The following is a 23,538-nucleotide window of genomic DNA, read 5'->3' as shown; positions in this document are numbered from 1 at the left end:
GCCGTCCGCGCACCTCCCTCCACCGGCCAGGAGGGAGGGAGGTGCGGCGTCACGGTCCTCTGTTACTCCGCCTGCGACGGGTCGGCCGGATCGCTGATCGGCGCGCCGTCCACGTCGGTCATGAAGTCGCGGTGGACCCGCTTCTTGTCCGTCGGGGCGGGGAGGGCCGGGCAGGCGATGCCGTCGCCGTCCCGGTCGAGCCCGTTCGGGTCGAGCGCGTCCGCCCGCAGCACCGCTTGCGCGTCGGCCTGGGCCTTGAACGCGCCGCAGTCGGCCACGTGCCCCTTCTGCACGTACGGAGCGACGTCGAACGCGTGCTCCGGGGCTTCCTTGCCGGCGCACGCGGTCAGCGTGATCGCCGCGATCACGCCGACCACCGCGATGGCGGTACGACGCCCCGGCCGTTGCCGGCGGAACCGGGCCTGGTGGTGGGTGTGTGGTTGCTTTGACATGGTCCTAGGCCGATCCCACCCGGAACACCGCGACGGTTCCGTTGTCCTGGTCGACCGCGTACACCTTCCCCGTGGTGTTGTTCGTGGCCACCGAGGCGAACTGGCGGGGCGCACCGAGCGAGGCTTGTGTCAGCAGCGTGCCGCCGTTGGCCACCCCGAGGCCGCCCGTGCCCGTGACACCGTCTTGAGCGATGAAGAGCTTGTTGAAGCCCTTCAGCATCGCGACCTTGTGCAACGGGTTCCCGAGGGCGTCCTTTGACGCCTTGCAGACCAACACCTGCCCCGTAACCTTCGTCTCGACAATCCGTTCTATGCGGGCGACGGCACCGTTGCAGTGCGCTCCGGAGCCCGTCGTATAGGTGTAGACCGCCCCTGCCGCCGCGTTGTAGATCACGGAGTGGGGAAGGTAGGACGCGCCGCCCAGATCGTCGATGGTTGTATAAGTGCCGTCGTTGGGGTTCATGACGATCGTGGTGGAGACGGTCACCTTGTTCGGGTCGCAGTTCTTGGCAACGAGGTAGACCCGATTGCGGACCGGATCGACAGCGATGCTGCCACGAACGGAGTTCGAAGGGATTCCCTCCCCCTTCGCGTTGCAGCTCTGCTTCGTCGGGAACGGCGCTACCAGCTTGGCCTGGTGGCTCTGCGTCGAGATGACGAAGATGCCTATGCGGTTGACGTCTGCAGCGCCGATACCGACGTTCGACTTCGCGAGGTACACCTCGTGGCGCTCGGGGTCGAAGGCGAAGTCCACGCCATTGGCCGTAGCCCCCAGTCCGGCGGCGGGAAGTGGGATCTTCGTCGCCGCCGAGGCGCCGGCCGCGATGTAGGCGACCACCGAGTTGTTTCCGTTGCCGCTGGCGACGTAGACGTCGCCGTTCTCGGGGGAAACGGCGAGGCCCGTGACGGTCGTCTCGAAATCGGCGACGCGGGTCACTCGATTGCCGCCAGCCGTGTCGATGATCGCGACCCCGCCCGTACCCCCGACGTAAACCCGCCCCGTGTCGGAGTGGACCGCGATGCGGTTCGGGTTCGTCACACCGGCGCTGGAGACGTCGATCGGATCACCGATCGCCGTGTCGGTCTTTCCGTCGATCACGGTCACGTTGTTGCCGACGCCGGCCACGACGTACGCGCGATCGGCCTTCTCGTCGACGATTACGTCGGTCGGGGCCTGGCCCACCCGGATCGCGTCCTTCGCGACCTCCACCGGCGTGGAGGTGTCGTTCAGCACGAAGGACGACTTCGCGCCCCGGCCGCACTTGTTCTCCTCGCCGACCACGACCATGTGGTAGACCGGTTCGCCGGTCAGCAACCCGTCGGCCTTCAGGTCCTCGACCGTCCCGTAGCGTCCGTGCTTCGCACAGAAGGACTCCTCCGCTGTGCGCAGGCCGGCCGCGTCCGCGGCGATCGCGCTCTTGGTGCCCTTGTCGCCGATGCCCCTGACGGCGAACGCCACGATGGCGGCAAGGACGCCCAGGATCACGATGACCACGAGCAACTCGACGAGCGTGAAGCCGTCCTGGCGTCTGGCGCGCAAGGGGAACAGGCGATGGTCCGGTGTCATGACAGTCGGGCTTCCTTCAATCGATGGGTCACGTCCAGCCCGAGCGCACGCGCGAGCCTTTGCCTCGTCGGCCGCGTCACGAGGTTCACCGTCGCACCGGCTTGACGTCCTTGGGGCCCGGCAGGTCCGGGCACGCGATGCCCTTCCCGTCACCGTCGAGGTGGTTCGGGTCGGCCGGCGAGAAGCGCAGGACCGCCTGCGCGTCCGCCTGGCTGGCGAAGTCCGGGCAGTCGTAGGCGTCATTGCCGTAGCGCAGGAAGTAGCGGGCGTCGAAGGCCCGCTCCGGCTGCGGGCAGCGCGCGCTGCGCACGTCGTCGGGATCGCACGTCGCGGTGCTGGTGACCGGTTTGATGTCGCGCGGTTCCGGCAGTTCGCGGCATGCGACGCCGCTCCCGTCGTCAAGGTGGTTCGGATCGCTGGGGTCGGCCCGCAGCACCGCCTGGGCATCTGCCTGAGTGGCGAAGTTGCCACACTCGAAGGCGTCGCCGTGGGTGGCGTACTCCTTCGCGTCGAACGCCTTGTTGTTCGGGCAGAGCGCGGTGCGCGGGGTGCCCGGCGTGCACCACTCGCGGTCGGGCCTCTTGGCCTCTGCGGCCGAACCCCACCCGCCGCGCGCGAGCACCACGACGGCCAGCGCCACCGCGACCACCGCGATCACGAGAACACTCCGCCTGACCGCGCGTGATCCGGACAGTCTGCTCAACAGTGCCATTCCACGCCTCTGCTCATCGTGCCGCCAGCCTCTTCCGTGCGTGCTGCCGCGGACCGACGGCACTGGCCGCCGGCCCGCGGCAGGCTGGATAGGTGCATTACATCCACAGCGAGCACGGTTGTCAATGATTGACTACTGGGCGCCCGACTGCGCACCATTCGGCATGTGCGGCACAGCCATGCCGGAAACCCTCGCAGATGCCTAGGCATATCGACCCTTTGCCTTTTCGGGCCAGCGAGGCGATCCGACGGCAGCAGCCGTCCATCAGATCTATGAGGAGTAGCAAATGCAACGACAGTCCAGGCGTACCTGGAGCGCCCCGAACTCCGGCCGCACCGCCATGCGCCGGCTGCGGAACGCCTTCGCGGTAGGCGCCCTCACCACGGCGCTCGTCACCGCCGCGGCGCCGACGGTGTTCGCAACGACGGATGCGCAGGTCGGCGTCGCGAACAACATGTACCCCGCTCTGAAGGACATGCGGCCCACGATCCAGACCCTTGAGTCGTTCACGGCCTTCACGGCCAACGCGGCTTCGCAGACCGGCGGATTCTGGAACAAGCCTGCGGTCGACACGACGACGATGCGCGGCATCACGTCCGGAAGCCTGCGTCAGCAGCTGAAGGCCGCCGGCCCGTACACCACGTGCAACCCGGCCTCGTCGAACAACTGCGTCAACGGGCCGTTGCACGTCGACGCGTTCCTCTCGGCGGACGAGTCCAACGTGGACGCGGTCATCCCGACCGCCGACGGCGGCACGTGCACGGCGGGCGGAGGTGTCGAATGCAACGGCGACGTCGGCTCCAAGTACCCCGTGGCCATCGGCCACTTGGCCATCTACAGCTGTAATGGCAGCTGGGCGGGCTCGACCAAGGGCGACGACCCGTCCAACGGCGGCACTCCCCCGCTGCCGTTCGGTGCGGACGCCAACGGCAGCGGCAACGGCAAGGCCCAGTCGCCTCGCTGCGACGCCACGCCGGTCAGCGGCGGCGCCCCCACGACCATCCCGGCCCTGGTGACCTGGCTCGGGACCAGTGGCCGCCGGGTCGCGGTCGCCGACCCGGCCTCAGCGCCGTTCGGCGCGGCGTCCAAGCAGGCGCTGATCCAGAACGGGTTCACCTGGACCGACAGCGGTGTGGGTCAGAACGTGTTCCGGGGAAGCGCGTGTGACAGCGCGGGTACCGCATGCAAGGTACGCCTGGAATCGGGCATCAGCCAGGTGCGTGGCGCGGTGACGTCGAATGCCGGCGGCAACACCCAGCTGGGTCTCGTCGCGAAGTCGAACGTCGTGAACGTGAGCTGGACGTCGAGCTCCCTGAACGGCACCACGAGCAACGACCCCAACACGTGGACCGAGGTCAATTCCAGCGCGTACTCCGGCTACGGAGACATCGCCCAGTACGGCGTCGCCCTGACCGGTGGCAACGCCGGTGCGGCGGCCGCTTGGAGCGACCTGTTCAACAACAAGTGGGACATCAACAACAACATCCAGTCGACCCTCGCCGCCTACGGCTACTAGGCGATCCGGAGTACTGGGCAACGGACCGTCGGCCGGGTGCAAACACGGCCCGCCGACGGTCCCGGCTCCCCGAGGTGCGCATCCCGCGGCGGGGGCCGGGTATCGCACTGCGCACACCGCAGTGGTTGTCGACTGTCAGCCCATGAGGTCGTCACTGGCTGACCACCGGGGCACCTTGCTCCCACAAGGTGCCCCCGCTGCAGCCGCCAGCCGCGGTACCGACTCTTAGTCATCAGGCCCTTAGGAGGGGCCTCACACATGAGCAGAACACCACGCCGGCACTTCACGCCGGACGGCCGCTCCGCCGCGCTCGCGCGCGGCCGGTCGCTCCGCGTTCCGGCACTCGTCTTCGCGGTGGCGACCGTCGTGATGGCCGGCAGCCCGGCCTCGGCGGCCGGCACCAACACGACCGCCTTCGCCACTGCGGTCAACCTCAGCGACAGCGGCCGCGGCAGCTCCGCCGTCGCGATCGGAGACCTCGACAACGACGGTAAGCCGGACCTCGTCACGGCCATCCGCGCCGAGGGCCTGGGTGTGTTCCTCGGTTCGGGCGGCGGCAGCTTCGGCGCCGTGACCAAGTACGCGGCCCCCCGCACCGCGTCGAGCCTCTTCCTCGGCTCGGCACTGATCCGCGACGTCAACGGCGACGGCCACCAGGACGTCGTCAGCCAGGACTCGCGCGGCAACGTAGCCCTGGTCTGGCTCGGCGACGGCACCGGCGCCCTCGGCGCCGGTGCGGTGGTCCAGCTCAACCCGACGGCCGGGTGCGACAGCACGGGCGACAACCCGTGTGTGGTGCGCTTCCCCAGCGACGTCACCGTGGGCGACTTCGACGAGGACGGCAAGCCGGACCTCGCGACGTCCAACTCGACCACGAACAACGTCTCGGTGGTCCTCGGCAACGGTGACGGCACGTTCGGCGCCGCGACCCAGCTCGGGCTGAACGGCGCCACCGGCCCGCAGGGCATCGCGGCCGCCGACCTGGACGGCGACGGCCACCTGGACCTCACCACCTCCAACACGTCGACCGGCACAGTCTCGGTGCTGCTGGGCGACGGCAACGGCGGCTTCGGCACGGCGTCTAGCGTCTCGGCCGGTGTGAGCCTGCCGTCCAGGCTCCAGCTCGCCGACGTCAACGAGGACGCAAAGCCGGACGCCGTCATCGTGGCGCCCGGCTCACCGGGCAAGGTCGCGGTCCTGCTCGGAACCGGTGCGGGCACGTTCGCCGCGGCGAACGTCCTGTCGGCGGGAACCAACCTCACCTCCGCGTCGGTGTCCGACCTGAACGGCGACGGGCACGTCGACCTGATCGCGTCCAGCGCCGGCACGGCCGAGGTCCTGGCGTTCGAGGGCGACGGTACGGGTGCCTTCGGCAGCCCGATCTCCTTCGGCCTGAACGGCGGCCTCAACCCGCAGGGCACGGCGGTAGCGGACCTCGACGGTGACGGACGTCCCGACGTCGTCACGGCCAACAGCAACAGCTCGGCCGCGTACGTCAAGGACGCGTCGGTGCTGCTCAACTCGACGAACCGGACCCCTGCGGCCGCGAACGAGTCGCTCAGCCACATCGGTGCGGACACCTCGCTCGTCGTCGCCGCTCCCGGTGTCCTCGGCAACGACACGGACCCCGACGGCAACACGCTGACGGCTTCCCTCGTGACCGGGCCGGCCCACGGCACCCTCACGCTCAACCCGGACGGCTCGTTCAGCTACCAGCCCACCGGCGGCTACACCGGAAGCGACAGCTTCACGTACAAGGCGACGGACGGCACGGTCGACTCGAACACCGCGACCGTGACGCTCAGCGTCTCGGCCGGCTGCCACGGCCTCGCCGCCACGATCACCGGCAACGGGATCGTGAACGGCACGAGCGGCGCCGACGTGATCGTGACCGGCAACGGGAACGACGCCGTCAGCGGTAACGGCGGCAACGACACCATCTGCACGTTCGGCGGCAACGACGCCGTGTCCGGCGGCAGCGGCAACGACTACCTCGACGGCGGTGACGGCAACGACGCCATCAGCGGCGGCAGCGGCAACGACACCGTCCAGGGCGGCGCGGGCGACGACGCCCTCTCCGGTGGCTCCGGCAACGACACCGTGATCGGTGGCGCCGGCAGCGACATCCTCTCCGGCGGCAGCGACACGGACGTCTGCGCCGGAGACGGCAACGGCGGGCCGGCGCTCGCGGGCACGGACTCGATCGCGTCCGGCGGCTCCTGCGAGACCGTCGTAGAGGTGCCGTAGCCGACGAGCCGTCTCCGACGGCCTGTTACGCGGCACTGACGTGAGTCACGGGCCCGGCGATCGCATCACGATGCGATCGCCGGGCCCTTCGTGCTGCCCCGCGCACATCACCGGTGAGCGTGGTGCGACGTCAGCCGGCCTTGGCGGCCGGCATCGTCGAGTCGACGTCGACGGCGTCGAGGAGCTGGCGCGCGGCGTGGACGAGGTCCAGCCGCCAGGCGTAGATCGCGCGGGTCACGTGGTCGCCGACGTGCTCCTTGGCGTGCAGCGCCGCCTCGATCTCGTCGAGGACGACCCGCTGGCGCTCGATCAGGCGGGCCGGGCTGACGTCCCGGCGCTGGAGCAGCAGGAATTTGCTCGTGAGGTCGGCACGGATGTCTCGCAGGTGACCCACGGGCTCGCTCAGCCACCGGTTGACGGCCGTCTTCGCCGAGCGGGTGGCGGCGTAGATCGTGCGCTGCGGTCCGCGATCGCTTTCCTCGGTGCCGACCGGCGTGATCAGCCCGCGCTCGACCAGCCGCGTGATCGACCTGTAGACCATGGGCCGGGAGATGTGCCAGAACTCACCGATGTCCGTGCCCTCCACGGTGAGGGCTGCGATGGCGAAGCCGTGGCTCGGTCGTTCGGCCACGAGGGCGAGCACGATCCACTCGGCCAACGGCAGATCAGGTCGGTCAGCTTTCTCCATGGTAACCAGGTTACCAATCGGGACGGCTTGCCGTTGTGTGATGTAACAGTCTTCGATGGCCGCTCGGCTCGCGCCGCTGTAGGTAAAACCAGGAGGTCTGTACGTACCCCCAGCAGCGTCGTTCCGGGTTCGTCGGGAGCTCCCGGCCGGCGTCCGGCCCGGGTGGTCAGGGTCGGTCGCCGACCCCGGTGAACGGCACACCCGTCGCGTTCGCGTACGGGTCGCTCAAACTGTCGTACCAGTGGATGACCGGAGCACCGACGAGGATCGCCGCGATGGCGCCGACGGCGAGGAAAACGCCGAATGGAATGCGGGTGTCGCGGGTCATTCGCCCTGCCGCCATGAGCCCGGTGGCGATCAGCAACCCGACGGAGCTGCCCGCGACCACCGCGAAGACGAGGTACCAGGGGCCGAACCAGCCCAGTCCGGTTCCGAGCAGGCCGGCCAGGCGAACGTCGCCGAATCCGAGCCAGGCGGGCCGCACCCAGTGCAGGGCGAAGAAGACGGCGAAGGCGCCGACGGCGCATGCCGCGGTCACGCCGAGCCGATGCCATTGGCCGGTGGCCGCCGCGGCGGCGATCAGGCAGGCGGCGGTGAGTCCGAGCGTCGGGTAGACCAGCCGCAGCGGGAGCAGGAACAGCTCGGCGTCACAGGCGGCCAGGGCCAGTAGTCCTGCGGTGAATACCAGTGCGGCGGGGAGTACTGCCGACGGGCCGAAGCGCAGCGCCTCGGCGGCGAACAGGATCCCGGTCAGCGCTTCGAGGATCGGGTAGCGCGCGGGGATCCGCACCCGGCAGGCGCGGCAGCGCCGGCCGAGCAGGAGCCAGGACACGACGGGGATGTTGTCCCGGGCCGCGATCGGTGTGGCGCACCCCGGGCAGGCGGAGCCGGGCCGCACGACCGAGCGGCCGGCCGGTACGCGGGAGACGGCGACGTTGAGGAACGATCCGACCGCCAGCCCCAACAGACCGATGATCACGACGAATATGGATGACATGCCGCAATGGTGCCGTATCCATACATACCCGTCACCACCGAGCGGCCGCCTGGCACGGCCGGTCAGGCGGCGCTTCCACTGCCACCTGACCAACGCAATCGCCGGACGCCGCGTGCGGGCGGCGTCCGGCGGGGAGAACCCGTATCAGGGGGTGGCAGCGCAGGGGTTCGTCACGCCCTCCGCGACCTTCAGCGTGGGGACCTTGTACGTGGCGGGGTCCTTGACCTCGTACCACTGGGAAGCGGTGGACAGAAGCCCGACCTCGGCCAGCTTGTCGACGGTGGCGTACGCGTTGTTGTTGGCGAAGTACGCCTCTTCCGCGGTCTGGATCGTGGCCTTATCGGTCTTGCACGCCGCGCTCTGACCCTTGTCGTTGATGCCGCGAACGGAGAAGACGACGATGGCGGACAGGATGCCGAGGATCACGATGACCACGAGAAGCTCGACGAGCGTGAAGCCGGCTTCCGCGGTCTCGTTCCGTGCACGCATTCGCTGACGCAACGTGCCTTGCAGGTTTGTGAACATCTTTCTCCATCTACGGCGACCGACCGAAGAGCCGAGTCACGTTGTAGTAACAGCCTGATTAATCAGCGGTAGACTACTTACCGCGCACTGGGCTGACAAGGGCCAATCCCATGGAGACCTCACAGAGGACGACGTATCGGGGTGTTGTAGTCTGCCGCTGATTAATCAGCAGCTGACGACATCGCCGCGAATGGACTCGCGGTTCCTCGTCGGCCGCTGTTCTGGATGCGCGAAAGGGGTGGGTTCCTTGGCGAATGGCCGTTTTCTCCGGCGCCGCGCGGCGACGACGAGTCCCGCGGGCGAGGACGGCACCCTCCCCGAGGGAGCCCTCGCCCCCGCGCCGTCCGCGGCCTCGTCTCCGGCGGACGAAGCTGCCCGGGACACGGTGTCCGACGCGGCACCCTCCTCGTCCGAACGGCAGAAGCAGCCGCGCATCGGGGAACTCCTCGTGCAGCGCGGGCAGCTCGTCCCGTCACAGGTGGACGAGGCACTCCTGCAGCAGTCGGCGTCGGGCAAGCGGCTGGGCGCTCTACTGGTCGAACTCGGCATGGTCGACGAGCGGTCACTGATCGAGGCCCTCGCAGTTCAACTAGACCTCCCTGTGGCCGACTTGCGCCAGAGCGAGCCCGACCCCGAGGCGGCTGCCCGGGTGCCGGAGGCGCTCGCCCGCTCGCTGGGCGTCGTCGGCGTACGGCGGTCCGATGGCACGCTGCTGATCGCGGCGGGCGACCCGGCGGACCCGCGCGTGCTCGAAGAGGTCGGCCGGGCCGTCGCACCGGACCGGGTACAGCTGGCGATCGCGGCCCCGTCGGACATCCGGCGCTCCATCGACAGCGCCTACCGGGCGCTGGCCAGCGCCGGCAGCCTGGTCGAGGCCTTCGAGGCCACCGAGACCGGCCGCAACGCCGCCTCCGGTGCCAGGGTGGTCAGCGAGGACGCCCCGGTGGTGCACCTGGTCAACCTCATGCTGACCCAGGGCCTGCGCGACCGGGCCTCCGACATCCACATCGAGCCGCATGCCGACCGGGTGCGGGTCCGGTACCGCATCGACGGCGCGCTGCACGACGTGCTGAGCCTGCCGGAGAACATGGGCCCCTCCGTGGTCAGCCGGATCAAGATCATGGCCAACATGAACATCGTCGACCGGCGGCGCCCGCAGGACGGGCAGATCGCTACCGAGATCGACGGAAAGTCGGTCGACATCCGGGTCGCGACCACCCCCACCATCTGGGGCGAGAAGGCGGTGCTCCGGCTGCTCGACCGCAACCGCACCCTGTACCGGCTGGGCGAGCTCGGCATGCCCGCGGCGACCTACGAACGGTTCTCCTCCCTGCTGCGCTCCCCGTACGGCATGGTCGCCTGCGCCGGACCGACCGGCAGCGGCAAGACGACCACCCTGTACGCCACGCTCGGCGAGCTCAACCAGAGCGAGCGCAACATCACCACCATCGAAGACCCGGTGGAGTACGTGTTCCCCTCGGTCAACCAGATCCAGATCAACGACCAGGCGGGCATCTCGTTCGCGACCGGGCTCCGCTCCATCCTCCGGCAGGACCCCGACGTGATCCTGATCGGCGAGATCCGGGACGCCGAGACGGCGCGGATCGCGGTCGAGTCCGCTCTCACGGGCCACTTCGTCCTGTCGTCCATCCACGCCGGCGACGCCTGCTCCGCGCTGCACCGGTTCGCCGACATGGGCATCGAGCCGTTCCTGATCACCTCCACGGTCTCCGGGGTGGTCAGCCAGCGACTGGTGCGGCGGATCTGTGATCAGTGCCGCGAGCCCTACCGGCCGGGCGTGGACGAGCTGGCCTTCTTCGCCAAGGCCGGCGGGTCGACCGACACCGAGTTCTGGCAGGGCCGGGGCTGCAACTTCTGCTCCCGGACCGGCTATCAGGACCGGATCGGCGTCTTCGAGCTGCTCGTGATGAGCGATGCGGTCAAGCGGCTGCTCGTCGAGAACGCATCGATTGACAGGCTGCGCCGGACCGCCCGCGAGGAGCACATGGACAGCCTCCTGGACGGAGGCGTCCGTCTGGTGGAGGAGGGCGTCACGACCATCGCCGAGATCATGTCCAGCGTGTACGTGGTCTAGGCCGGACCCGGCCCCGGGCCCGGACACCGACACCGACACCGACACCGACAGCCCGGCAACGCGGCAACGCGGCAACGCGGCAAGCGACGAACGACGAACGACGACGCTGACCACCGACACTGGAACCCAGGAGAAGACCGGCATGGCCACCTTCAAGTACGTCGCGGTCGGCCCGGACGGGAAGCGCGCCACCGGTGTGCTCAAGGGCTCCAGCGTCGACGGCGTGACCGAGAGCCTGACCCGGCAGGGCTACGAGGTGCAGTCCGTCAAGGCCGAGGGCCGCAACCTGCTCCAGCTCGAACTCACGGCGACAAAGGTCGACCTGGTCGAACTGAGCAACTTCTCCCGGCAGATGGCCGCGTTCATCAAGGCCGGCGTGCCGATCCTGGACGCCCTGGAGATCATCCGGGCCGAGACCAAGGACAAGAAACTCGGCCAGGTGCTCGTAGACGTGATGGACTCGCTGCGGTTCGGCGAAAGCTTCGCCGGCGCGATGGCCGCCCACACCAAGGCGCTGCCGCCGTTCTACGTCTCCGTCCTCCGCTCAGCCGAGGCCACCGGCGAACTCGACGTTGTGATGGCCCAGTTGGGGCGCTACATCGAGCGCGACGTCGAGGCCCGGCGCAGCATCCGCTCCGCCCTGACCTATCCGGGCCTGGTGATGGGTCTGGCCCTCGCGGTCGTCCTCGTCCTCGTCCTGTTCGTACTCCCCCGCTTCAAGGTGTTCTTCGAGTCCTTCCACGCGGAACTGCCGCTGCCGACAAGGATTCTGCTGGGCTTCACCGACTTCGTCACCGCCTGGTACCCGGTCATCGCCGGCGTGCTCCTCGTGCTCGTCACGGCGGTGATCGCCGGATTGCGGACCGAGCGGGGACGGCTCCTGCGCGACCGCTTCCTGTTGGCGATGCCGGTGCTCGGCGACGTGGTCCGCTACATGGTCATCGAACGGTTCTGCCGCATCCTGACCTCGATGATCAAGGCCGGCGTGCCCATCCCGGAGGCGCTCAACCTGGCGAGCTCGGGCGCCAACAACCGGGTGTACGAACGGTCCATCGCGACGGCCCGGACGGAGATGCTCGAGGGTGGCGGCATGTCCCGGCCGATCGCCCGCACCAAGCTGTTCCCCGGCGCGGTCACCCAGATGATGCGCGTGGGAGAAGAGACCGGAACCCTCGACGACCAGCTCGAGAACGTCTCGGAGTTCTACGAGAAGGAACTGCAGCACAAACTCAAGCGGCTGACCAGCCTGTTCGAGCCGGCCATGGTCATCATGGTCGGGGTCGTCGTGGGGTTCGTGGCCGTCGCCCTCCTCTCGGCGATCTACGGCGTCTTCAACCAGGTCAGCGTCCAGTGACCGCCCCCGCACGCCGCCCGCGGCGCCAACGCGGCGAAGAGGGCGAGACCTTGATCGAGGTGCTCGTCGCCGTCGTACTCATCGGCGTTGCCTTCGTGACCATCCTCGGGGGCATGGGCACCGCGATCATCAGCTCGGTCACGCAGCAGAAGGTGACGAGCGCCGACTCGATCGTCCGCAGCGCCGCCGAGAAGGTCGTCGGCGCCCCGTACGTGTCCTGCGCCGGCGGCTACGAGAGCCCGGCGCCGCCCGCCGGGTACACCGTGACCGTCGAGGTCGCGTACTGGGACGGGGTGGGTGCGTTCGGTGCGGCCTGCAGCCCTACGGCCGATACCGGAGTGCAGAGGATCACGCTCACCGTGCACTCGACCGGCCCGCGCCCCGTCAGGGACGTGACCCTCGAGGTGGTCAAGCGGGAGTCGATGCTGTCATGAGGACACAACAGCCCACCAGGCGCACCGAGTCGAGGCCGGAGTCGGAGGCGGGGTTCACCCTGACCGAGGTGCTGGTCACCATCGTCATCATGGGGATCATCGGGGCACTGCTGCCCCAGGCGATCATCCTCGGACTGCGGTTCATGACCGGCACCGAGAAGCGGGTGGCCTCCACCAGCGCGGTGGGAACCCTCAACCGCTACTTCTACGGCGACGTGCGGAGCGCCGACAGCGTCACGACCGCCCCCGCATGCGGGGTCGCCGAGGTGATCGTCCACCTCGTCCGGCCCGGCACCGACATCGTCTACGCCTACGACGAGCCGACGGGCTCCCTCACCCGGGTGAAGTGCAGCGCCGGAGGCGTCGTCACCACGGTGCTCGGCCGGTTCGACACCACCACATCACCCAGCCCGGTGACTCTGACCTGCGGTGCCGAGACCTCGTGCACCTCGCCCATGGAGGTAACGCTGACCGTGCAGAGCGCCCCCGCCGCACCCCCGACGGCCCTCACCGCGGTCCGCCGATCGAGCGCGTCATGACCGGCCGCCCGCATCCGCGCCGCCTCGACCCGCGCCGTCTCGACCCGCGCCGTCTCGACCCGCGCCGTCTCGATCCGCGCCGTCTGAATCCGCGCCGCCTGTGCGGCGGCGGCCGTCCGCGCCGCGACGAACAGGGCGCGACACCCCGCGCTCTTCAAGGACGACCCCGCCGGGCCTCAGTCCGTGCCCTACCTGAACGTCATCGCCGCCCGCGCGGACCGGAAGGACAACGCGGACTACCAGAAGATCGTCAAGCTCTACGCGTCCCAGGCGGTGCAGGACGAGGTTCGCCGCACCAGCAACGGCACCGCCCACCACATCGAGCTGCCCGCCGCCGAGCTGCAGGCCGAGGTAGCCCGCATCCAGAAGCAGCTGAAGCGATGACCGCCACCGTGGAACTGCGCGAGGTCGCGAAGGAGTTCCCCGGAGGAGCGCGCGCCGTCGACGGAGTCAGCCTCAGCGTCGAGGAGGGCAGCGTCTTCGGTGTCGTCGGGCACAGCGGTGCGGGCAAATCCACCCTGCTGCGCCTGGTCAACGGCCTGGAGGAACCGACCTCGGGCAGCGTGCTGCTGAACGGCCAGGACCTCTCCGCCCTAGGCGAGCGCAGGCTGCGGCCCGTCCGCCGCGACATCGGCATGATCTTCCAGCAGTTCAACCTCTTCCGTTCGCGCACCGTCCTGGGCAACGTGCTCTACCCGCTGCGCCTCGCCGGGATGGACCGCGCCGCGGCCCGGGCCCGCGCCGAGGAGACGCTGGAGTTCGTCGGGCTCGCCGGCCACGGGAAGCGCTACCCCGAGCAGCTCTCGGGCGGCCAGCGCCAGCGCGTCGGCATCGCCCGCGCGCTCGCCACCCGCCCCAAGGTCCTGCTGTGCGACGAGGCGACCTCCGCCCTCGACCCGCGGACCACCGGCGAGGTACTGGCCCTGCTGCGCCGGGTCAACCGCGAACTGGGCGTCACGATCCTCCTCATCACCCACGAGATGGAGGTCGTACGGACCCTGTGCGACCGCGTGGCGGTCATGGAGGACGGCAAGGTGGTCGAGAGCGGCGAGGTCTACGAGGTCTTCGCGCGGCCCCGCCACGCGACCACCGCCGCTTTCGTCCGCTCCGCACAGCACGGCGAGCCGGACGCCGGACTCCTGGAACGGCTGCGCGCCCGCCACCCGGGCCACCTGGTCACGCTGCCCGTCGTGGACGGCAGCCCCGCCCTGGACGGCCTCTCGGAGCTCCTGCGCGTCCACGGCGTCGACTTCACCTTCGTCCACGGAGGCGTCGCCGAGGTGCGCGGGCGCCCCTTGGGCAGCGTGACGCTGGAACTGCGCGGCGAACCCGCCGCGGTCGAGGCCGTGGCCGAGGCGCTGAGCGTCCCCCACCGCGCGGAAGCGGGTGTCCGGTGAAGGCGGACTGGAGCACGTTCTGGCCCAAGGTCCTCGACGCCACCGGCGAGACGGTCTACATGGTGCTGATCACTCTGGCGCTGTCGACCGTCAGCGGACTGGTGGTGGGGCTCACCCTCTACGCCACGCGCAAGGGCGGTGTCCTGCCGAACCGGATCGTCCACACGGTCCTGGGCCTGCTCATCAACGTCATCCGGCCCGTGCCGTTCATCATCGCGATCGTCGCGCTCGCCCCCGTCACGCGCGGGGTGGTCGGCACGATGATCGGCACGAACGCCGCGATCTTCCCGATGACCGTCGTCGCGACGTTCGGGGTGGCCCGGATCGTGGAGTCCAATCTGCTCTCCGTCGAACCGGGCGTGATCGAGGCGGCGCGCTCCATGGGCGCGAGTCCGCCGCGGATCCTGCTCACGGTCCTCGTCCCGGAGGCGCTCGGCCCCCTGGTCCTCGGCATGACCTTCCTGCTCGTCGCGCTGATCGACTTCTCGGCGGTGGCGGGGACGGTCGGCGGTGGCGGCGTCGGCAACCTGGCGATGACCTACGGCTACCTGCGCTTCGACACCTCGGTGATGGTGGTGACGGTGCTCGTGCTGATCGCCCTCGTGCAGTCGGCGCAGCTCCTCGGCAACGTGGTGTCCCGCAAGGTGCTCCGCCGCTGACGCCGGCCGGCACCGCGCACCGCGGCGGGCCGCCGCCCCCGTCGGGGGAGGGGGCGGCGGCCCGTACGGTCAGGACCGGGGCGGCGCGAGCCGGTCGACTCGCGCATGACGGCACCCGTTGCGGGCATGAGCGCCGTACCCCCTACCCCTTTGGACCGTGGAGACGAGGAGTGCTGGTGCTGCCCTTCAAGGTGACCGAGAGCGGTGTACTGATCATCCGGCTGCGAGCCGACCTGGATCTCTCCGGGCGGGCGGCCGCCGCCTGCGCGATCGACGACTGCCTCGGCGCCCACCGGTCCGCGCCCGTCGTGCTGGAACTGTCCGACGCACCGCTGAGCGGCGCCGCGATGAGCGCGGTCGTCCGGACCCACCACATGTGCCGCGCCGCGGGTACGCCGATGGCCGTCGTCGCGGCACGCGCCGAAACGCGCCGGGCCCTGGCCGCGGGCACGGGCGGGCCGTCCGTCCACCCCGCCCGTACGGCGGCCGTCGCCGCGCTCTCCGCCGCCGTGACCGAGGCCGCCGCGGCGGCCTGACACCGCTCCGGCGTCAGTCGGCCGGCTCCTCCGGCGCGGCATTGCCCGGTCCGGCAGCGGGCCGGTCACCCTGCTCGTGCCCGCTGTCGGCGCGGGGCTTCCGTCCCTTCCCGGTGTCGATGAGGTCGGGGGCGCCGGGGCCGATGGGCGGCAGGTCGGGCGTGAGGGCATCGCGCTTCTCGGGCACGCGGTCGGGGAGTTCGGGCTCTGACGGGGCACTGCGCATCAGGAGGTCTCCTCAGGGTGTGGCCGTACGGTCCGGAAGGACGCGGCAGCGGCGAGCCGGCTGCCGCCCCCTCTTAGCTCCGCCTGCCCCGTCCGCCGGGGCTCACTCGTACGGCCTCGTACGGCCTCGTACGGACCGGGGCCGGCCACGAGGGCCCCTCCCCTCATGCGGTCCATTTCCATGCGGTGATCTCCGCCGGGTCCACGCCGGTCGCGCGCAGTTCGCGTCGCAGCCGGTCGCGGAGGTCCGCGTAGCGGCCGGCGAGGCTCCGGGACCGGGCGGAGTGCGCTCCGAGGTGGGTCAGCATCGCGATGGCGAGGTCGTGGCGGGTGGCTCCGTTGAGGGCGAGCAGGTCGTACGGAGTGGTCGTGGTCCCCTCTTCGAGGTACCCGCGGACGTGGAACCGGTCGGGGTGCGGACGGCCGTGGAGCAGTTGGTGGACGGCCGAGGGGTAGCCGTGGAAGTCGAAGACGACCGGGGTGGTGTCGCCGAAGAGGGCGTGGAAGGCCTCGTCGGACAGGCCGTGGGGGTGGTGGATCGGTGGCGCGAGCGCGCAGAGGTCGACGACGTTGACGAAGCGGATCCGGGCTTCGGGCAGGTCGCGCCGCAGGAGGTCGGCAGCGGCCAGCGATTCGACCGTGGGGATGCCCCCGGCGCAGGCGAGCACGACCTCCGGGTCCCGGCCCGCATGGGTGCCGGCCCATTCCCAGGCGGAGGCGCCGGCCCGGCAGTGCGCACGGGCGGCCTCCAGATCGAGCCACTGGGCGGCCTCGTGCTTCCCCACCACCACCGCGTTGATCTTTCCGGTCTCGTCGAGGAGCCGTTCCATGGTGACCAGCAGGGTGTTGGCGTCGGGCGGCAGGTAGACGCCGGTGACGGTGTTCTTGCGGTTGAGGAGGTTGCTGATGAATCCGGGGCCCTGGTGGCTGTACCCGTTGTGCTCCTGGCGCCAGCCCTCGCTGCTGAGGAGGTACGTGAGGCTGCTGACCGGGGCGCGCCAGGGGACCTCCCGGGACGCCTTCAGCCACTTCGCGTACTGATTGGCCATGCTGTCGACGATGGCGGCGAAGGCCTCGTAGGTGGGGAAGAGGCCGTGACGGCCGGTGAGCAGGTAGCCCTGGAGCCAGCCCTGGCAGTTGTGCTCGGACAGCATTTCCATCACCCGGCCCGATCGGGTCAGGTCCTCGGAGTACTCCTCGACGGGCCATTCGTAGGCGCGGCCGCTCGTGGCGAGGACGGCGTCGAGCTTGTTGGAGGCCAGTTCGTCCGGTGAGACGATGCGGAAGTCGCGGCCGACCGCGGTGTTCCGCATGAGGTCGGCCAGCCAGCCGCCGAGCACGCGGGTGGGACTCGCCTCCGCCGAACCGGGGCCGTGGGGCACGTCCACGGCATGGCGGGCGAGCGGCGGCAGATCGAGCGGCCTGCGCAGCTTCCCGCCGTTCGCGGCGGGCTGCGCTCCGATCCTCGTGTCTCCTTCGGGGACGCCGGCGAGGACCTCCGCCACGGGCCGGCCCTGCGCATCGAACAGCTCCCGGGGCCGGTAGGAGGCCAGCCACTCCTCCAGGGCCCGCAGCTGCTCCGGGTCCTCGCGCGCGTCCGGGAGGGGTACCTGGTGGGCGTGGAAGGTCCCCTCGATCGCCGTGCCCCCGGACTGCGCGGGGGCTCCCTGCCCCTTGAGGCTCCGCAGCACGATCACGGGCCAGGCGGGGCGCACCGGCCGCTCACCCGTACGGGCGCGGTGCTGGAGGTCGCGGATGACGGTGTGGGCGTCCAGGACGGCGGCCGTCAGGGGCTCCCCGGAAGGGTCGTCCCTGACGTCGACGATCCGGGGGGCCCAGCCGTAGCCGCGGAAGAGGTGCGTCAGCTCCTCGTCCGTCATCGTCGCGAAGACCGTCGGGGAGGAGATCTTGGCACCGTTCAGGTGCAGGACGGGCAGGACCGCGCCGCAGGTCACGGGGTCCAGGAACTTGTTCGAGTGCCAGGCCCCGGCGGTCGGGCCGGTCTCGGCCTCGCCGTCGCCGACGATGCAGGCGACGATCCGGTCCGGGGCGTCCAGGGCCGCACCGAAGGCCGTCGCGAGCGCGTACCCGAGCTCTCCGCCCTCGTGGAGGACGCCCGGTACGGCCGGGGAGAGATGGCTCGGGAAACCGTCCGGGGCGCAGTACCGGCGCGCCAGCTCGCGCAGTCCGGCCCCGGTCCGGGCCAGGGCGGGGTCGTAGTCCCCGTGCGTGCCTTCGAGCCACAGATTGGCGTGCAGCGCGGGCGCACCGTGCCCCGGCCCGGTGACCAGCAGGACGTCCGCGCCGCGCTCCCTGACGAGGGTGTTGAGCGCCTCGTAGACCGTGGTGATGCCGGGGCAGGTCCCCCAGTGGCCCAGCAGCCGCGGCTTGACGTGTTCGGGGCGCAGCGGCTCCGTGAGCAGGAGATTGTCCTGGAGGAAGATCGAGGCCGCCGCCACGTAGTCGGCGGCCCGCGCGTAGGGGCTCCGGGCCCTCTGACGCGGCTGTGCGGAGGGGGTCACGGCGCTGCTCCGAATCGTCGGGAACGAAGTGGACACTTCCCCGCGCCTGCCCCGGCCGTCCCCTCCGAACCCGTCCCGGCGCGGCACGCGACACGCGGCCGGGGAGCGGTGGCGGTGGAACGTCCGCATTCGCGGCTCCACCGGTTGGGGATCCGGAGCCGGGGAAGGCGCGCAGGGAGGCGGAACGCTCCGGTCCGGGCCGGTCCGCCGCGCTGTCGGCATGCCGGGCATGCCGGGCATGCCGATGGCCCGATGTACCCGATATCCCGGATATCCCCGATGAAGGAAGTGAGCCCCGTGCGCATTGCATTTCTGACCGCCCCCGAAGGCGTCGAGGAAGTCGAGCTCACCGCGCCCTGGCAGGCGGTCGAGGCGGCAGGCTGGAACCCGCAGCTCGTATCGACGGAGCCCGGGCGGGTCCAGGCCTTCAACCACCTCGACAGGGCCGGCACCTACCCCGTCGACCACCTGCTGGCGGGCGACACCTCGGACGCCTTCGACGCGCTCGTCCTGCCCGGCGGCCTCGCCAATCCGGACGCGCTGCGCATGAACGAGCGGGCCGTCGGGTTCGTCCGGAGCTTCTTCGAAGCGGGCAAGCCGGTCGCGGCCATCTGCCACGCGCCGTGGACCCTGGTGGAGGCCGATGTCCTGCGCGGCCGCACCCTCACCTCCTGGCCGAGCCTCGCGACCGACATCCGCAACGCGGGCGGCACCTGGGTCGACGAGGAGGTACACGTGTGCCACGCGGCCCCGGCGGGGCTCGTCACCAGCCGCAAGCCCGATGACCTCGATGCCTTCTGCGCCGCCCTCGTGAAGGAGTTCGACCTCGTACGACACTGACGTCACCGCACGGCGGTGACGGAAGCCGCTGGCGGGCGGGCGGCTCAGGGTGGCCGCCCGCCCCGGGTGCAGCCGGTCAATAGCCGAGGGCGCGTTTGAGTGCGGCCTTGTCCATCGTGGAGCGGCCTTCGATGTTGCGCTGCTTCGCCTCGTTGTACAGCTGCTCCTTCGTGGGTCCCCGCGAGCCGCTGTGCGAGTGCAGGCCGCCCCGCCTCGCGGAGGACATGTCGTGCGTGGAGGACCGGCTGGCGGTCTTCGACTCGCCGGCACGCGCCCTCTCCTTGTTGACCGTGCGGGCGGCGATCTCCTTCGCCCGCCGCGGGCTCTCGCCGCGCTGCTCCGCACTCTCCTTGATGTGCTCGTACTGCCGTTCGCGCTTGGGGCTGGAACCGCGGGGCATGGCCGCTCCCTCTCCACTCGTCCTGTGCCGGTCCGGTGGCGGATCCCCCGGACCCGCACTGCGTCTGCCCGGTCCTCGGCCGCGCATACCACCACGGGCATCAGCCCTCCGGCCGGCCGGGACAACGTCACTCCCGCGCCGCGCGGTTGACCTGTTCTCCGCGCCGCTTCCCCGCACCGTCCCGTACTGCACCCCCTGGGCGCGTGCAGGGAGCGGCTGCCGGGGCAGATGCGCCGGAGACCCGTACACCTGAGAAGGGACGGACACCATGACACGACCGAGGATCGTGGTCGTCGGCGCGGGCTTCGCCGGCGTCGCCTGCGTACGCCGCCTGGAGCGGACGCTGTCACCCGGGGAGGCGGAGATCCTCCTGGTCACGCCGCTCTCCTACCAGCTCTACCTGCCCCTGCTCCCCCAGGTGGCTTCCGGCGTGCTCACCCCCCAGTCCGTGGCGGTGTCGCTGCGCCGCAGCCGCCGCCACCGGACCCGGATCGTGCCCGGCGGGGCCGTGGGCGTCGACACCCGGGCCAAGGTCTGCGTCATCCGGAAGATCACCGGGGAACTGGTCGACCAGCCGTACGACCACCTCGTACTCGCCCCGGGCAGCGTGACCCGCACCTTCGACATCCCCGGCCTGGCGGAGCACGGCCGGGGCATGAAGACGCTGGCCGAGGCGGCCCACCTGCGCGACCACGTCATCGCCCAGCTCGACCTGGCCGACGCCGCCGCACCGGGCTCGGCGGAGCGGGCCTCACGGCTCGGATTCGTCGTGGTGGGAGGCGGCTACGCGGGCACCGAGACGGCCGCCTCCCTGGAGCGGCTCACCAAGAACGCCGTCGGCCGCTACCCCCGCCTGGAACGGCGCGAGATCACCTGGCACCTCGTGGACGTTTCCCCCAAGCTGATGCCCGAGCTCGGCGACCGGCTGGGCAGGGCCGCCCTCGACGTGCTGCGCGGGCGCGGCATCGAGGTCTCGCTCGGCGTCTCCGTCGCGAAGGCGGGCCCCGAGGACGTCACGCTCACCGACGGGCGCGTGCTGCCCTGCCGCACCCTCGTCTGGACGGCCGGCGTCACCGCGAGCCCGCTCATCGCCACGCTGGGCGCCGAGACCGCCAAGAGCGGCCGGCTCGTCGTCGCACCGGATCTGCGGGTGCCGGGGGCGGAGGGCGCGTTCGCGCTCGGTGACGCCGCCGCCGTGCCCGACCTGGCCGGCGGCGGGGACGGCGCGGTGTGCCCGCCCACCGCGCAGCACGCCGAGCGCCAGGGCAGGATCGCCGCCGACAACCTCGTCGCCACGCTGCGGGGTACGCCGCTGCGCCCGTACGTCCACAAGGACCTCGGGCTCGTCGTCGATCTCGGCGGCCGCGACGGCGTCTCCCGGCCGCTCGGCATCGACCTGCGCGGCATGCCCGCCCAGGCAGTGGCCCGCGGCTACCACTGGGCGGCGCTGCGCACCGGCGCCGCGAAGACCCGGGTGATGACGAACTGGCTCCTCAACGCCGTGGCCGGCGACGACTTCGTCCGGACCGGCTTCCAGACGTACAAGCCGGGCACGTTGCGCGACTTCGAGTCCACGGACCAGTACCTCACCCCGCAGGAGATCCGGGCCCGGCAGGATGCGGAGGAGACGGCCTAGCCGACCGGCGAACGCCGGTCAGCGGCCGAAGGTGTCGATGCCCTCCACGAGCCAGTGCCCGTCACGGTCCACCAGGTCGAGGGCGAACATCGCTCCCGCGTAGACGCCCTGGTCCTGGGCGTTCTGCTTCTCGGCTCCCGCCGTGCTGACACTGCTCTGGTCGGCGTAGACCAGGACGCGCGCCCGGTCGCCGTCGATCCGCTCGACGGCGCTGTCCGTGACCGTCGTGGTGATCACCGTCTTCTGCTTCTCCGCCTGCGCGAGGACCTCGTTGAAGAGCGCCCGGTGCTGGGTGACGGCCTTGCCGGTGAGCAAGGTCTTCGACGCGCTCTCGAAGGCGGCGGGGCGCGCGTGGTCGTAGGAGAAGAGGGAGGCGACGGCCTTGGCGGTCTGGCCCTTGATCTCGCTGGTACGGGCGAGGTCGGTGAGCGCGGTGTTCGCCCGTACGGGATCGTCCCGCAGCGCCGCGGCCCGGCTCTGGGCGAATCCGGCGCCGGAGCCGAGCAGGAGGGTGAGGGCGCAGAGGACGAGGAGGGGGACGAGGTGCTTCCTCCCTCCCCTGCCCGTGGGGGCGGAGGTCCCGGCCGCTTCGTCCCGCTCGGGCGCTTCGTCCGGCTCGGGCGCGTCGTGCCGCTTCTCCTCGGCGGCCCCGCTCGCCCGGGTCCGTGTCCGTGCGGACGCGGGCCGGGGGCTCGCGGGCGGGCGCGAGGTGCCGGCCGGGGGGTCCTGTGCGCCGGTGTCGTCGGCCGGGCGCACGGCGGGGACGGTCTGGCTGCCGACGGACTGGCGGCGGCGCTGGCGGTTGATGAGGTGGCGGGTCGTCGACATCGTGCCTGTCCTTCTCGCGTGCGGGCGGCTCTCGGGTGCGGGCGGCTCTCGGCTGCGCGCGGCTGTCGCCGGCACGGCCGGCTATCGCGGTGCGGCGGCCGTCAGCCGGTCGCCGTACCGCCCACCGGGGCCTGGCCCAGCGCGCTGAGCTTCCAGTGGGTTCCGGTGCGGCTCAGTTCACCGAGCATGCGGCTGTCCTTCTCGCTGCTCTTGTCGTCGGCTCCCTTCACCGTGACCCGCAGGGCGACCAGCACCTTGGCCCGCCCCGCCCGGTCGTCCAGCTCGGTGACGGCGCCGGACAGCACCCGGGCAGTGGTCACCGTCTTCGCCGTCTTGACCTGCTGCGCGAACTCGACACGCCCCGCCACGAGTTGGTCGTGCAGGTCGCCGGTCGTGGACGACTCCCACAGATCCAGGCCCTGGTCCACCTTGGTGTGGTCGAGGGTGTTGAGGTTCTGCACGGCCTGTTCCGCCGCCGCGAGCGCCCGGTCGCGCTGGACGGCGTACGCGGCGGACTCGTCGTGACTCGCCCCGTACCAGTCCTGGGCCGCCCACGCGGCGAAGCCGCCCGCGACCAGGGTGAGCACGAGGGCGGCGACCAGGATCGGCCGGGTGCCCGCGAGGGCGCGGACCGCGAGTGTCATGGGATGTTCCCGTCTCCCGCTCATCTCTCAGCGGGTCTTGATGTCGACGATCTGCCAACGGTTCTCCTGGAACCGGGCAGTGACGGTCAGCTGGGCCGCGGCCGAGGTCGTGGCGCCCTCGTCCCGCCGCGAGGTCTGGTCGAGGAGGACCAGGAGGCGCGCGGTGTCCCCGTCGAGTTCGATCACCCCGGTGCGGACGGCCCGCGTGTTCAGGGTGATCTTCTGGGTCTCCAGGTTGGCGCGGAGCTGGGCGAACAGGTCGGTGTACTGCCGGGCCGCCTTTCCCCCGAGCACGGTCCGCGCCGATCGCTCGGTGGCGTCGGCGCCGGTGGGGGTGTACGAGAAGATCCTGGCGAGGCCGTCGCTGATCTCTCCGCTCACCCGCTCGGTGGTCGCGGTGTCGGTGAGGGCGCGGTTCTGGGCCGACGGGGTGGCGCGCAGTCGGTGTGCGCCGTAGAAGAAGGCGCTCCCGCCCAGGAGCAGGAGGACGACCGCAGCCACGACGGCAGGGGTCCGCCACCGGCCGGCGATGCGGGAGCGGGTGTCCCGGGCTTCCCGGGCGTCCGGTTCGCCTTCGGCACCGGCGCGGCCGCCGTCCGCCTCCCCGTCCGCCTCCTCTGACGCCTCCTCTGACGCCTCGTCCAGGGCAGTCGTGGCCGTCGCTCCGGAGCCGGCCGTCGTGTCGGGCGCGGCCGGCTCCTCCGTCTCCTCGGGGCCGTGCATCG

General features: G+C 71.0%; 24 protein-coding genes. 12 read left to right on the top strand and 12 right to left on the bottom strand.

Features of this window, described 5'->3' with window-relative positions:
* Positions 1 to 62: 62 nt before the first annotated feature.
* The 3 genes from ACIA8F_RS09325 to ACIA8F_RS09315 all read right to left on the bottom strand — a co-directional run bounded on the left by ACIA8F_RS09325 (position 63) and on the right by ACIA8F_RS09315 (position 2,677).
* Entirely contained in the window at positions 63 to 452 is a 390-nt protein-coding gene (locus ACIA8F_RS09325; RefSeq protein WP_399377644.1) for an excalibur calcium-binding domain-containing protein, read from the bottom strand.
* A gap of 4 nt (positions 453 to 456) precedes the next feature.
* Positions 457 to 2,019 (bottom strand): prepilin-type N-terminal cleavage/methylation domain-containing protein, encoded by a 1,563-nt coding sequence (locus tag ACIA8F_RS09320; protein WP_399377643.1) that lies wholly within the window; start codon positions 2,017 to 2,019, stop codon positions 457 to 459.
* 85 nt (positions 2,020 to 2,104) lie between these two features.
* On the bottom strand, positions 2,105 to 2,677 hold the full coding sequence (locus ACIA8F_RS09315; RefSeq protein ID WP_399377642.1) for a hypothetical protein: 573 nt from the start codon (positions 2,675 to 2,677) through the stop codon (positions 2,105 to 2,107).
* Between the two features lie 340 nt (positions 2,678 to 3,017).
* On the opposite strand from ACIA8F_RS09315, the gene ACIA8F_RS09310 reads away from it, so the two are divergent.
* Together ACIA8F_RS09310 and ACIA8F_RS09305 are read left to right on the top strand one after the other, a co-directional pair.
* Positions 3,018 to 4,247: a molybdate ABC transporter substrate-binding protein gene (locus tag ACIA8F_RS09310; RefSeq protein ID WP_399377641.1), complete on the top strand. Its 1,230-nt coding sequence runs from the start codon at positions 3,018 to 3,020 to the stop codon at positions 4,245 to 4,247.
* 258 nt (positions 4,248 to 4,505) lie between these two features.
* Complete coding sequence (locus tag ACIA8F_RS09305; protein ID WP_399377640.1) at positions 4,506 to 6,494, top strand: FG-GAP-like repeat-containing protein; 1,989 nt, start codon at positions 4,506 to 4,508, stop codon at positions 6,492 to 6,494.
* Positions 6,495 to 6,624: 130 nt separating this feature from the next.
* Here the strand turns inward: ACIA8F_RS09305 and ACIA8F_RS09300 are convergent, their stop codons facing one another.
* The 3 genes from ACIA8F_RS09300 to ACIA8F_RS09290 all read right to left on the bottom strand — a co-directional run bounded on the left by ACIA8F_RS09300 (position 6,625) and on the right by ACIA8F_RS09290 (position 8,668).
* A complete protein-coding gene (locus ACIA8F_RS09300) occupies positions 6,625 to 7,182 on the bottom strand; it encodes a PadR family transcriptional regulator (protein WP_399377639.1) in 558 nt (185 codons plus the stop codon).
* A 166-nt stretch (positions 7,183 to 7,348) separates the two neighbouring features.
* On the bottom strand, positions 7,349 to 8,179 hold the full coding sequence (locus ACIA8F_RS09295; RefSeq protein ID WP_399377638.1) for a prepilin peptidase: 831 nt from the start codon (positions 8,177 to 8,179) through the stop codon (positions 7,349 to 7,351).
* 144 nt (positions 8,180 to 8,323) lie between these two features.
* Positions 8,324 to 8,668: a type IV pilin protein gene (locus ACIA8F_RS09290; RefSeq protein ID WP_399377637.1), complete on the bottom strand. Its 345-nt coding sequence runs from the start codon at positions 8,666 to 8,668 to the stop codon at positions 8,324 to 8,326.
* A gap of 283 nt (positions 8,669 to 8,951) precedes the next feature.
* Between ACIA8F_RS09290 and ACIA8F_RS09285 the strand changes: the two genes are divergently transcribed.
* The 8 genes from ACIA8F_RS09285 (at position 8,952) to ACIA8F_RS09250 (ending at position 15,718) form a co-directional block, all read left to right on the top strand.
* Positions 8,952 to 10,799, top strand: a complete 1,848-nt coding sequence (locus tag ACIA8F_RS09285; protein WP_399377636.1) for a GspE/PulE family protein — start codon at positions 8,952 to 8,954, stop codon at positions 10,797 to 10,799.
* A gap of 142 nt (positions 10,800 to 10,941) precedes the next feature.
* Positions 10,942 to 12,153: a type II secretion system F family protein gene (locus tag ACIA8F_RS09280; RefSeq protein ID WP_399377635.1), complete on the top strand. Its 1,212-nt coding sequence runs from the start codon at positions 10,942 to 10,944 to the stop codon at positions 12,151 to 12,153.
* Positions 12,150 to 12,587, top strand: a complete 438-nt coding sequence (locus ACIA8F_RS09275) for a prepilin-type N-terminal cleavage/methylation domain-containing protein (RefSeq protein WP_399377634.1) — start codon at positions 12,150 to 12,152, stop codon at positions 12,585 to 12,587. Before ACIA8F_RS09280 ends, ACIA8F_RS09275 begins: the two co-directional genes overlap by 4 nt.
* Positions 12,584 to 13,126, top strand: coding sequence for a type II secretion system protein (locus ACIA8F_RS09270; protein WP_399377633.1), 543 nt, complete (start codon positions 12,584 to 12,586; stop codon positions 13,124 to 13,126). Before ACIA8F_RS09275 ends, ACIA8F_RS09270 begins: the two co-directional genes overlap by 4 nt.
* 183 nt (positions 13,127 to 13,309) lie before the next feature.
* Entirely contained in the window at positions 13,310 to 13,510 is a 201-nt protein-coding gene (locus ACIA8F_RS09265) for a MetQ/NlpA family ABC transporter substrate-binding protein (protein ID WP_399377632.1), read from the top strand.
* Positions 13,507 to 14,523 carry a methionine ABC transporter ATP-binding protein gene (locus ACIA8F_RS09260; RefSeq protein WP_399377631.1) on the top strand — a complete coding sequence of 339 codons (1,017 nt, stop codon included), beginning with the start codon at positions 13,507 to 13,509 and terminating at the stop codon, positions 14,521 to 14,523. The genes ACIA8F_RS09265 and ACIA8F_RS09260 overlap by 4 nt, the downstream gene beginning before the upstream one ends.
* Positions 14,520 to 15,182 carry a methionine ABC transporter permease gene (locus ACIA8F_RS09255; RefSeq protein ID WP_399377630.1) on the top strand — a complete coding sequence of 221 codons (663 nt, stop codon included), beginning with the start codon at positions 14,520 to 14,522 and terminating at the stop codon, positions 15,180 to 15,182. Before ACIA8F_RS09260 ends, ACIA8F_RS09255 begins: the two co-directional genes overlap by 4 nt.
* A gap of 176 nt (positions 15,183 to 15,358) precedes the next feature.
* On the top strand, positions 15,359 to 15,718 hold the full coding sequence (locus ACIA8F_RS09250; RefSeq protein ID WP_399377629.1) for an STAS domain-containing protein: 360 nt from the start codon (positions 15,359 to 15,361) through the stop codon (positions 15,716 to 15,718).
* Positions 15,719 to 15,731: 13 nt separating this feature from the next.
* Here ACIA8F_RS09250 and ACIA8F_RS09245 read toward each other — a convergent pair whose 3' ends face one another.
* Positions 15,732 to 15,944 (bottom strand): hypothetical protein, encoded by a 213-nt coding sequence (locus ACIA8F_RS09245; protein WP_399377628.1) that lies wholly within the window; start codon positions 15,942 to 15,944, stop codon positions 15,732 to 15,734.
* A 163-nt stretch (positions 15,945 to 16,107) separates the two neighbouring features.
* A complete protein-coding gene (locus tag ACIA8F_RS09240) occupies positions 16,108 to 18,465 on the bottom strand; it encodes a phosphoketolase (RefSeq protein WP_399377627.1) in 2,358 nt (785 codons plus the stop codon).
* A gap of 297 nt (positions 18,466 to 18,762) precedes the next feature.
* Here ACIA8F_RS09240 and ACIA8F_RS09235 point away from each other — a divergent pair, with 297 nt between their 5' ends.
* The gene (locus ACIA8F_RS09235; protein WP_399377626.1) at positions 18,763 to 19,305 is read left to right on the top strand and encodes a type 1 glutamine amidotransferase domain-containing protein; all 543 of its coding nucleotides are present in this window, start codon (positions 18,763 to 18,765) and stop codon (positions 19,303 to 19,305) included.
* Between the two features lie 76 nt (positions 19,306 to 19,381).
* Here ACIA8F_RS09235 and ACIA8F_RS09230 read toward each other — a convergent pair whose 3' ends face one another.
* Positions 19,382 to 19,705, bottom strand: a complete 324-nt coding sequence (locus tag ACIA8F_RS09230) for a plasmid stabilization protein (protein ID WP_399377625.1) — start codon at positions 19,703 to 19,705, stop codon at positions 19,382 to 19,384.
* Positions 19,706 to 19,973: 268 nt separating this feature from the next.
* Here ACIA8F_RS09230 and ACIA8F_RS09225 point away from each other — a divergent pair, with 268 nt between their 5' ends.
* On the top strand, positions 19,974 to 21,341 hold the full coding sequence (locus ACIA8F_RS09225) for an NAD(P)/FAD-dependent oxidoreductase (RefSeq protein ID WP_399377624.1): 1,368 nt from the start codon (positions 19,974 to 19,976) through the stop codon (positions 21,339 to 21,341).
* 18 nt (positions 21,342 to 21,359) lie between these two features.
* On the opposite strand, the gene ACIA8F_RS09220 is transcribed toward ACIA8F_RS09225, so the two are convergent.
* The 3 genes from ACIA8F_RS09220 to ACIA8F_RS09210 form a co-directional block, all read right to left on the bottom strand.
* Positions 21,360 to 22,169: a hypothetical protein gene (locus ACIA8F_RS09220; protein WP_399377623.1), complete on the bottom strand. Its 810-nt coding sequence runs from the start codon at positions 22,167 to 22,169 to the stop codon at positions 21,360 to 21,362.
* 101 nt (positions 22,170 to 22,270) lie between these two features.
* On the bottom strand, positions 22,271 to 22,813 hold the full coding sequence (locus ACIA8F_RS09215) for a hypothetical protein (protein WP_399377622.1): 543 nt from the start codon (positions 22,811 to 22,813) through the stop codon (positions 22,271 to 22,273).
* A gap of 27 nt (positions 22,814 to 22,840) precedes the next feature.
* Positions 22,841 to 23,536 (bottom strand): hypothetical protein, encoded by a 696-nt coding sequence (locus ACIA8F_RS09210; protein WP_399377680.1) that lies wholly within the window; start codon positions 23,534 to 23,536, stop codon positions 22,841 to 22,843.
* Positions 23,537 to 23,538: the final 2 nt, after the last annotated feature.

It is taken from the genome of Streptomyces sp. NPDC051563, assembly GCF_044454225.1.
Taxonomy (GTDB): Bacteria; Actinomycetota; Actinomycetes; order Streptomycetales; family Streptomycetaceae; genus Streptomyces.
This window is presented reverse-complemented; position numbering and strand designations above follow the sequence as displayed.

Excerpts from the sequence above, each read along its gene's own strand:
- ACIA8F_RS09325 (WP_399377644.1), bottom strand. The coding sequence starts at position 452 with ATGTCAAAGCAACCACACACCCACCACCAGGCCCGGTTCCGCCGGCAA.
- ACIA8F_RS09320 (WP_399377643.1), bottom strand. The coding sequence starts at position 2,019 with ATGACACCGGACCATCGCCTGTTCCCCTTGCGCGCCAGACGCCAGGAC.
- ACIA8F_RS09310 (WP_399377641.1), top strand. The coding sequence starts at position 3,018 with ATGCAACGACAGTCCAGGCGTACCTGGAGCGCCCCGAACTCCGGCCGC.
- ACIA8F_RS09305 (WP_399377640.1), top strand. The coding sequence starts at position 4,506 with ATGAGCAGAACACCACGCCGGCACTTCACGCCGGACGGCCGCTCCGCC.
- ACIA8F_RS09300 (WP_399377639.1), bottom strand. The coding sequence starts at position 7,182 with ATGGAGAAAGCTGACCGACCTGATCTGCCGTTGGCCGAGTGGATCGTG.
- ACIA8F_RS09295 (WP_399377638.1), bottom strand. The coding sequence starts at position 8,179 with ATGTCATCCATATTCGTCGTGATCATCGGTCTGTTGGGGCTGGCGGTC.
- ACIA8F_RS09290 (WP_399377637.1), bottom strand. The coding sequence starts at position 8,668 with ATGCGTGCACGGAACGAGACCGCGGAAGCCGGCTTCACGCTCGTCGAG.
- ACIA8F_RS09280 (WP_399377635.1), top strand. The coding sequence starts at position 10,942 with ATGGCCACCTTCAAGTACGTCGCGGTCGGCCCGGACGGGAAGCGCGCC.
- ACIA8F_RS09270 (WP_399377633.1), top strand. The coding sequence starts at position 12,584 with ATGAGGACACAACAGCCCACCAGGCGCACCGAGTCGAGGCCGGAGTCG.
- ACIA8F_RS09260 (WP_399377631.1), top strand. The coding sequence starts at position 13,507 with ATGACCGCCACCGTGGAACTGCGCGAGGTCGCGAAGGAGTTCCCCGGA.
- ACIA8F_RS09245 (WP_399377628.1), bottom strand. The coding sequence starts at position 15,944 with ATGCGCAGTGCCCCGTCAGAGCCCGAACTCCCCGACCGCGTGCCCGAG.
- ACIA8F_RS09230 (WP_399377625.1), bottom strand. The coding sequence starts at position 19,705 with ATGCCCCGCGGTTCCAGCCCCAAGCGCGAACGGCAGTACGAGCACATC.
- ACIA8F_RS09225 (WP_399377624.1), top strand. The coding sequence starts at position 19,974 with ATGACACGACCGAGGATCGTGGTCGTCGGCGCGGGCTTCGCCGGCGTC.
- ACIA8F_RS09220 (WP_399377623.1), bottom strand. The coding sequence starts at position 22,169 with ATGTCGACGACCCGCCACCTCATCAACCGCCAGCGCCGCCGCCAGTCC.
- ACIA8F_RS09215 (WP_399377622.1), bottom strand. The coding sequence starts at position 22,813 with ATGACACTCGCGGTCCGCGCCCTCGCGGGCACCCGGCCGATCCTGGTC.
- ACIA8F_RS09210 (WP_399377680.1), bottom strand. The coding sequence starts at position 23,536 with ATGCACGGCCCCGAGGAGACGGAGGAGCCGGCCGCGCCCGACACGACG.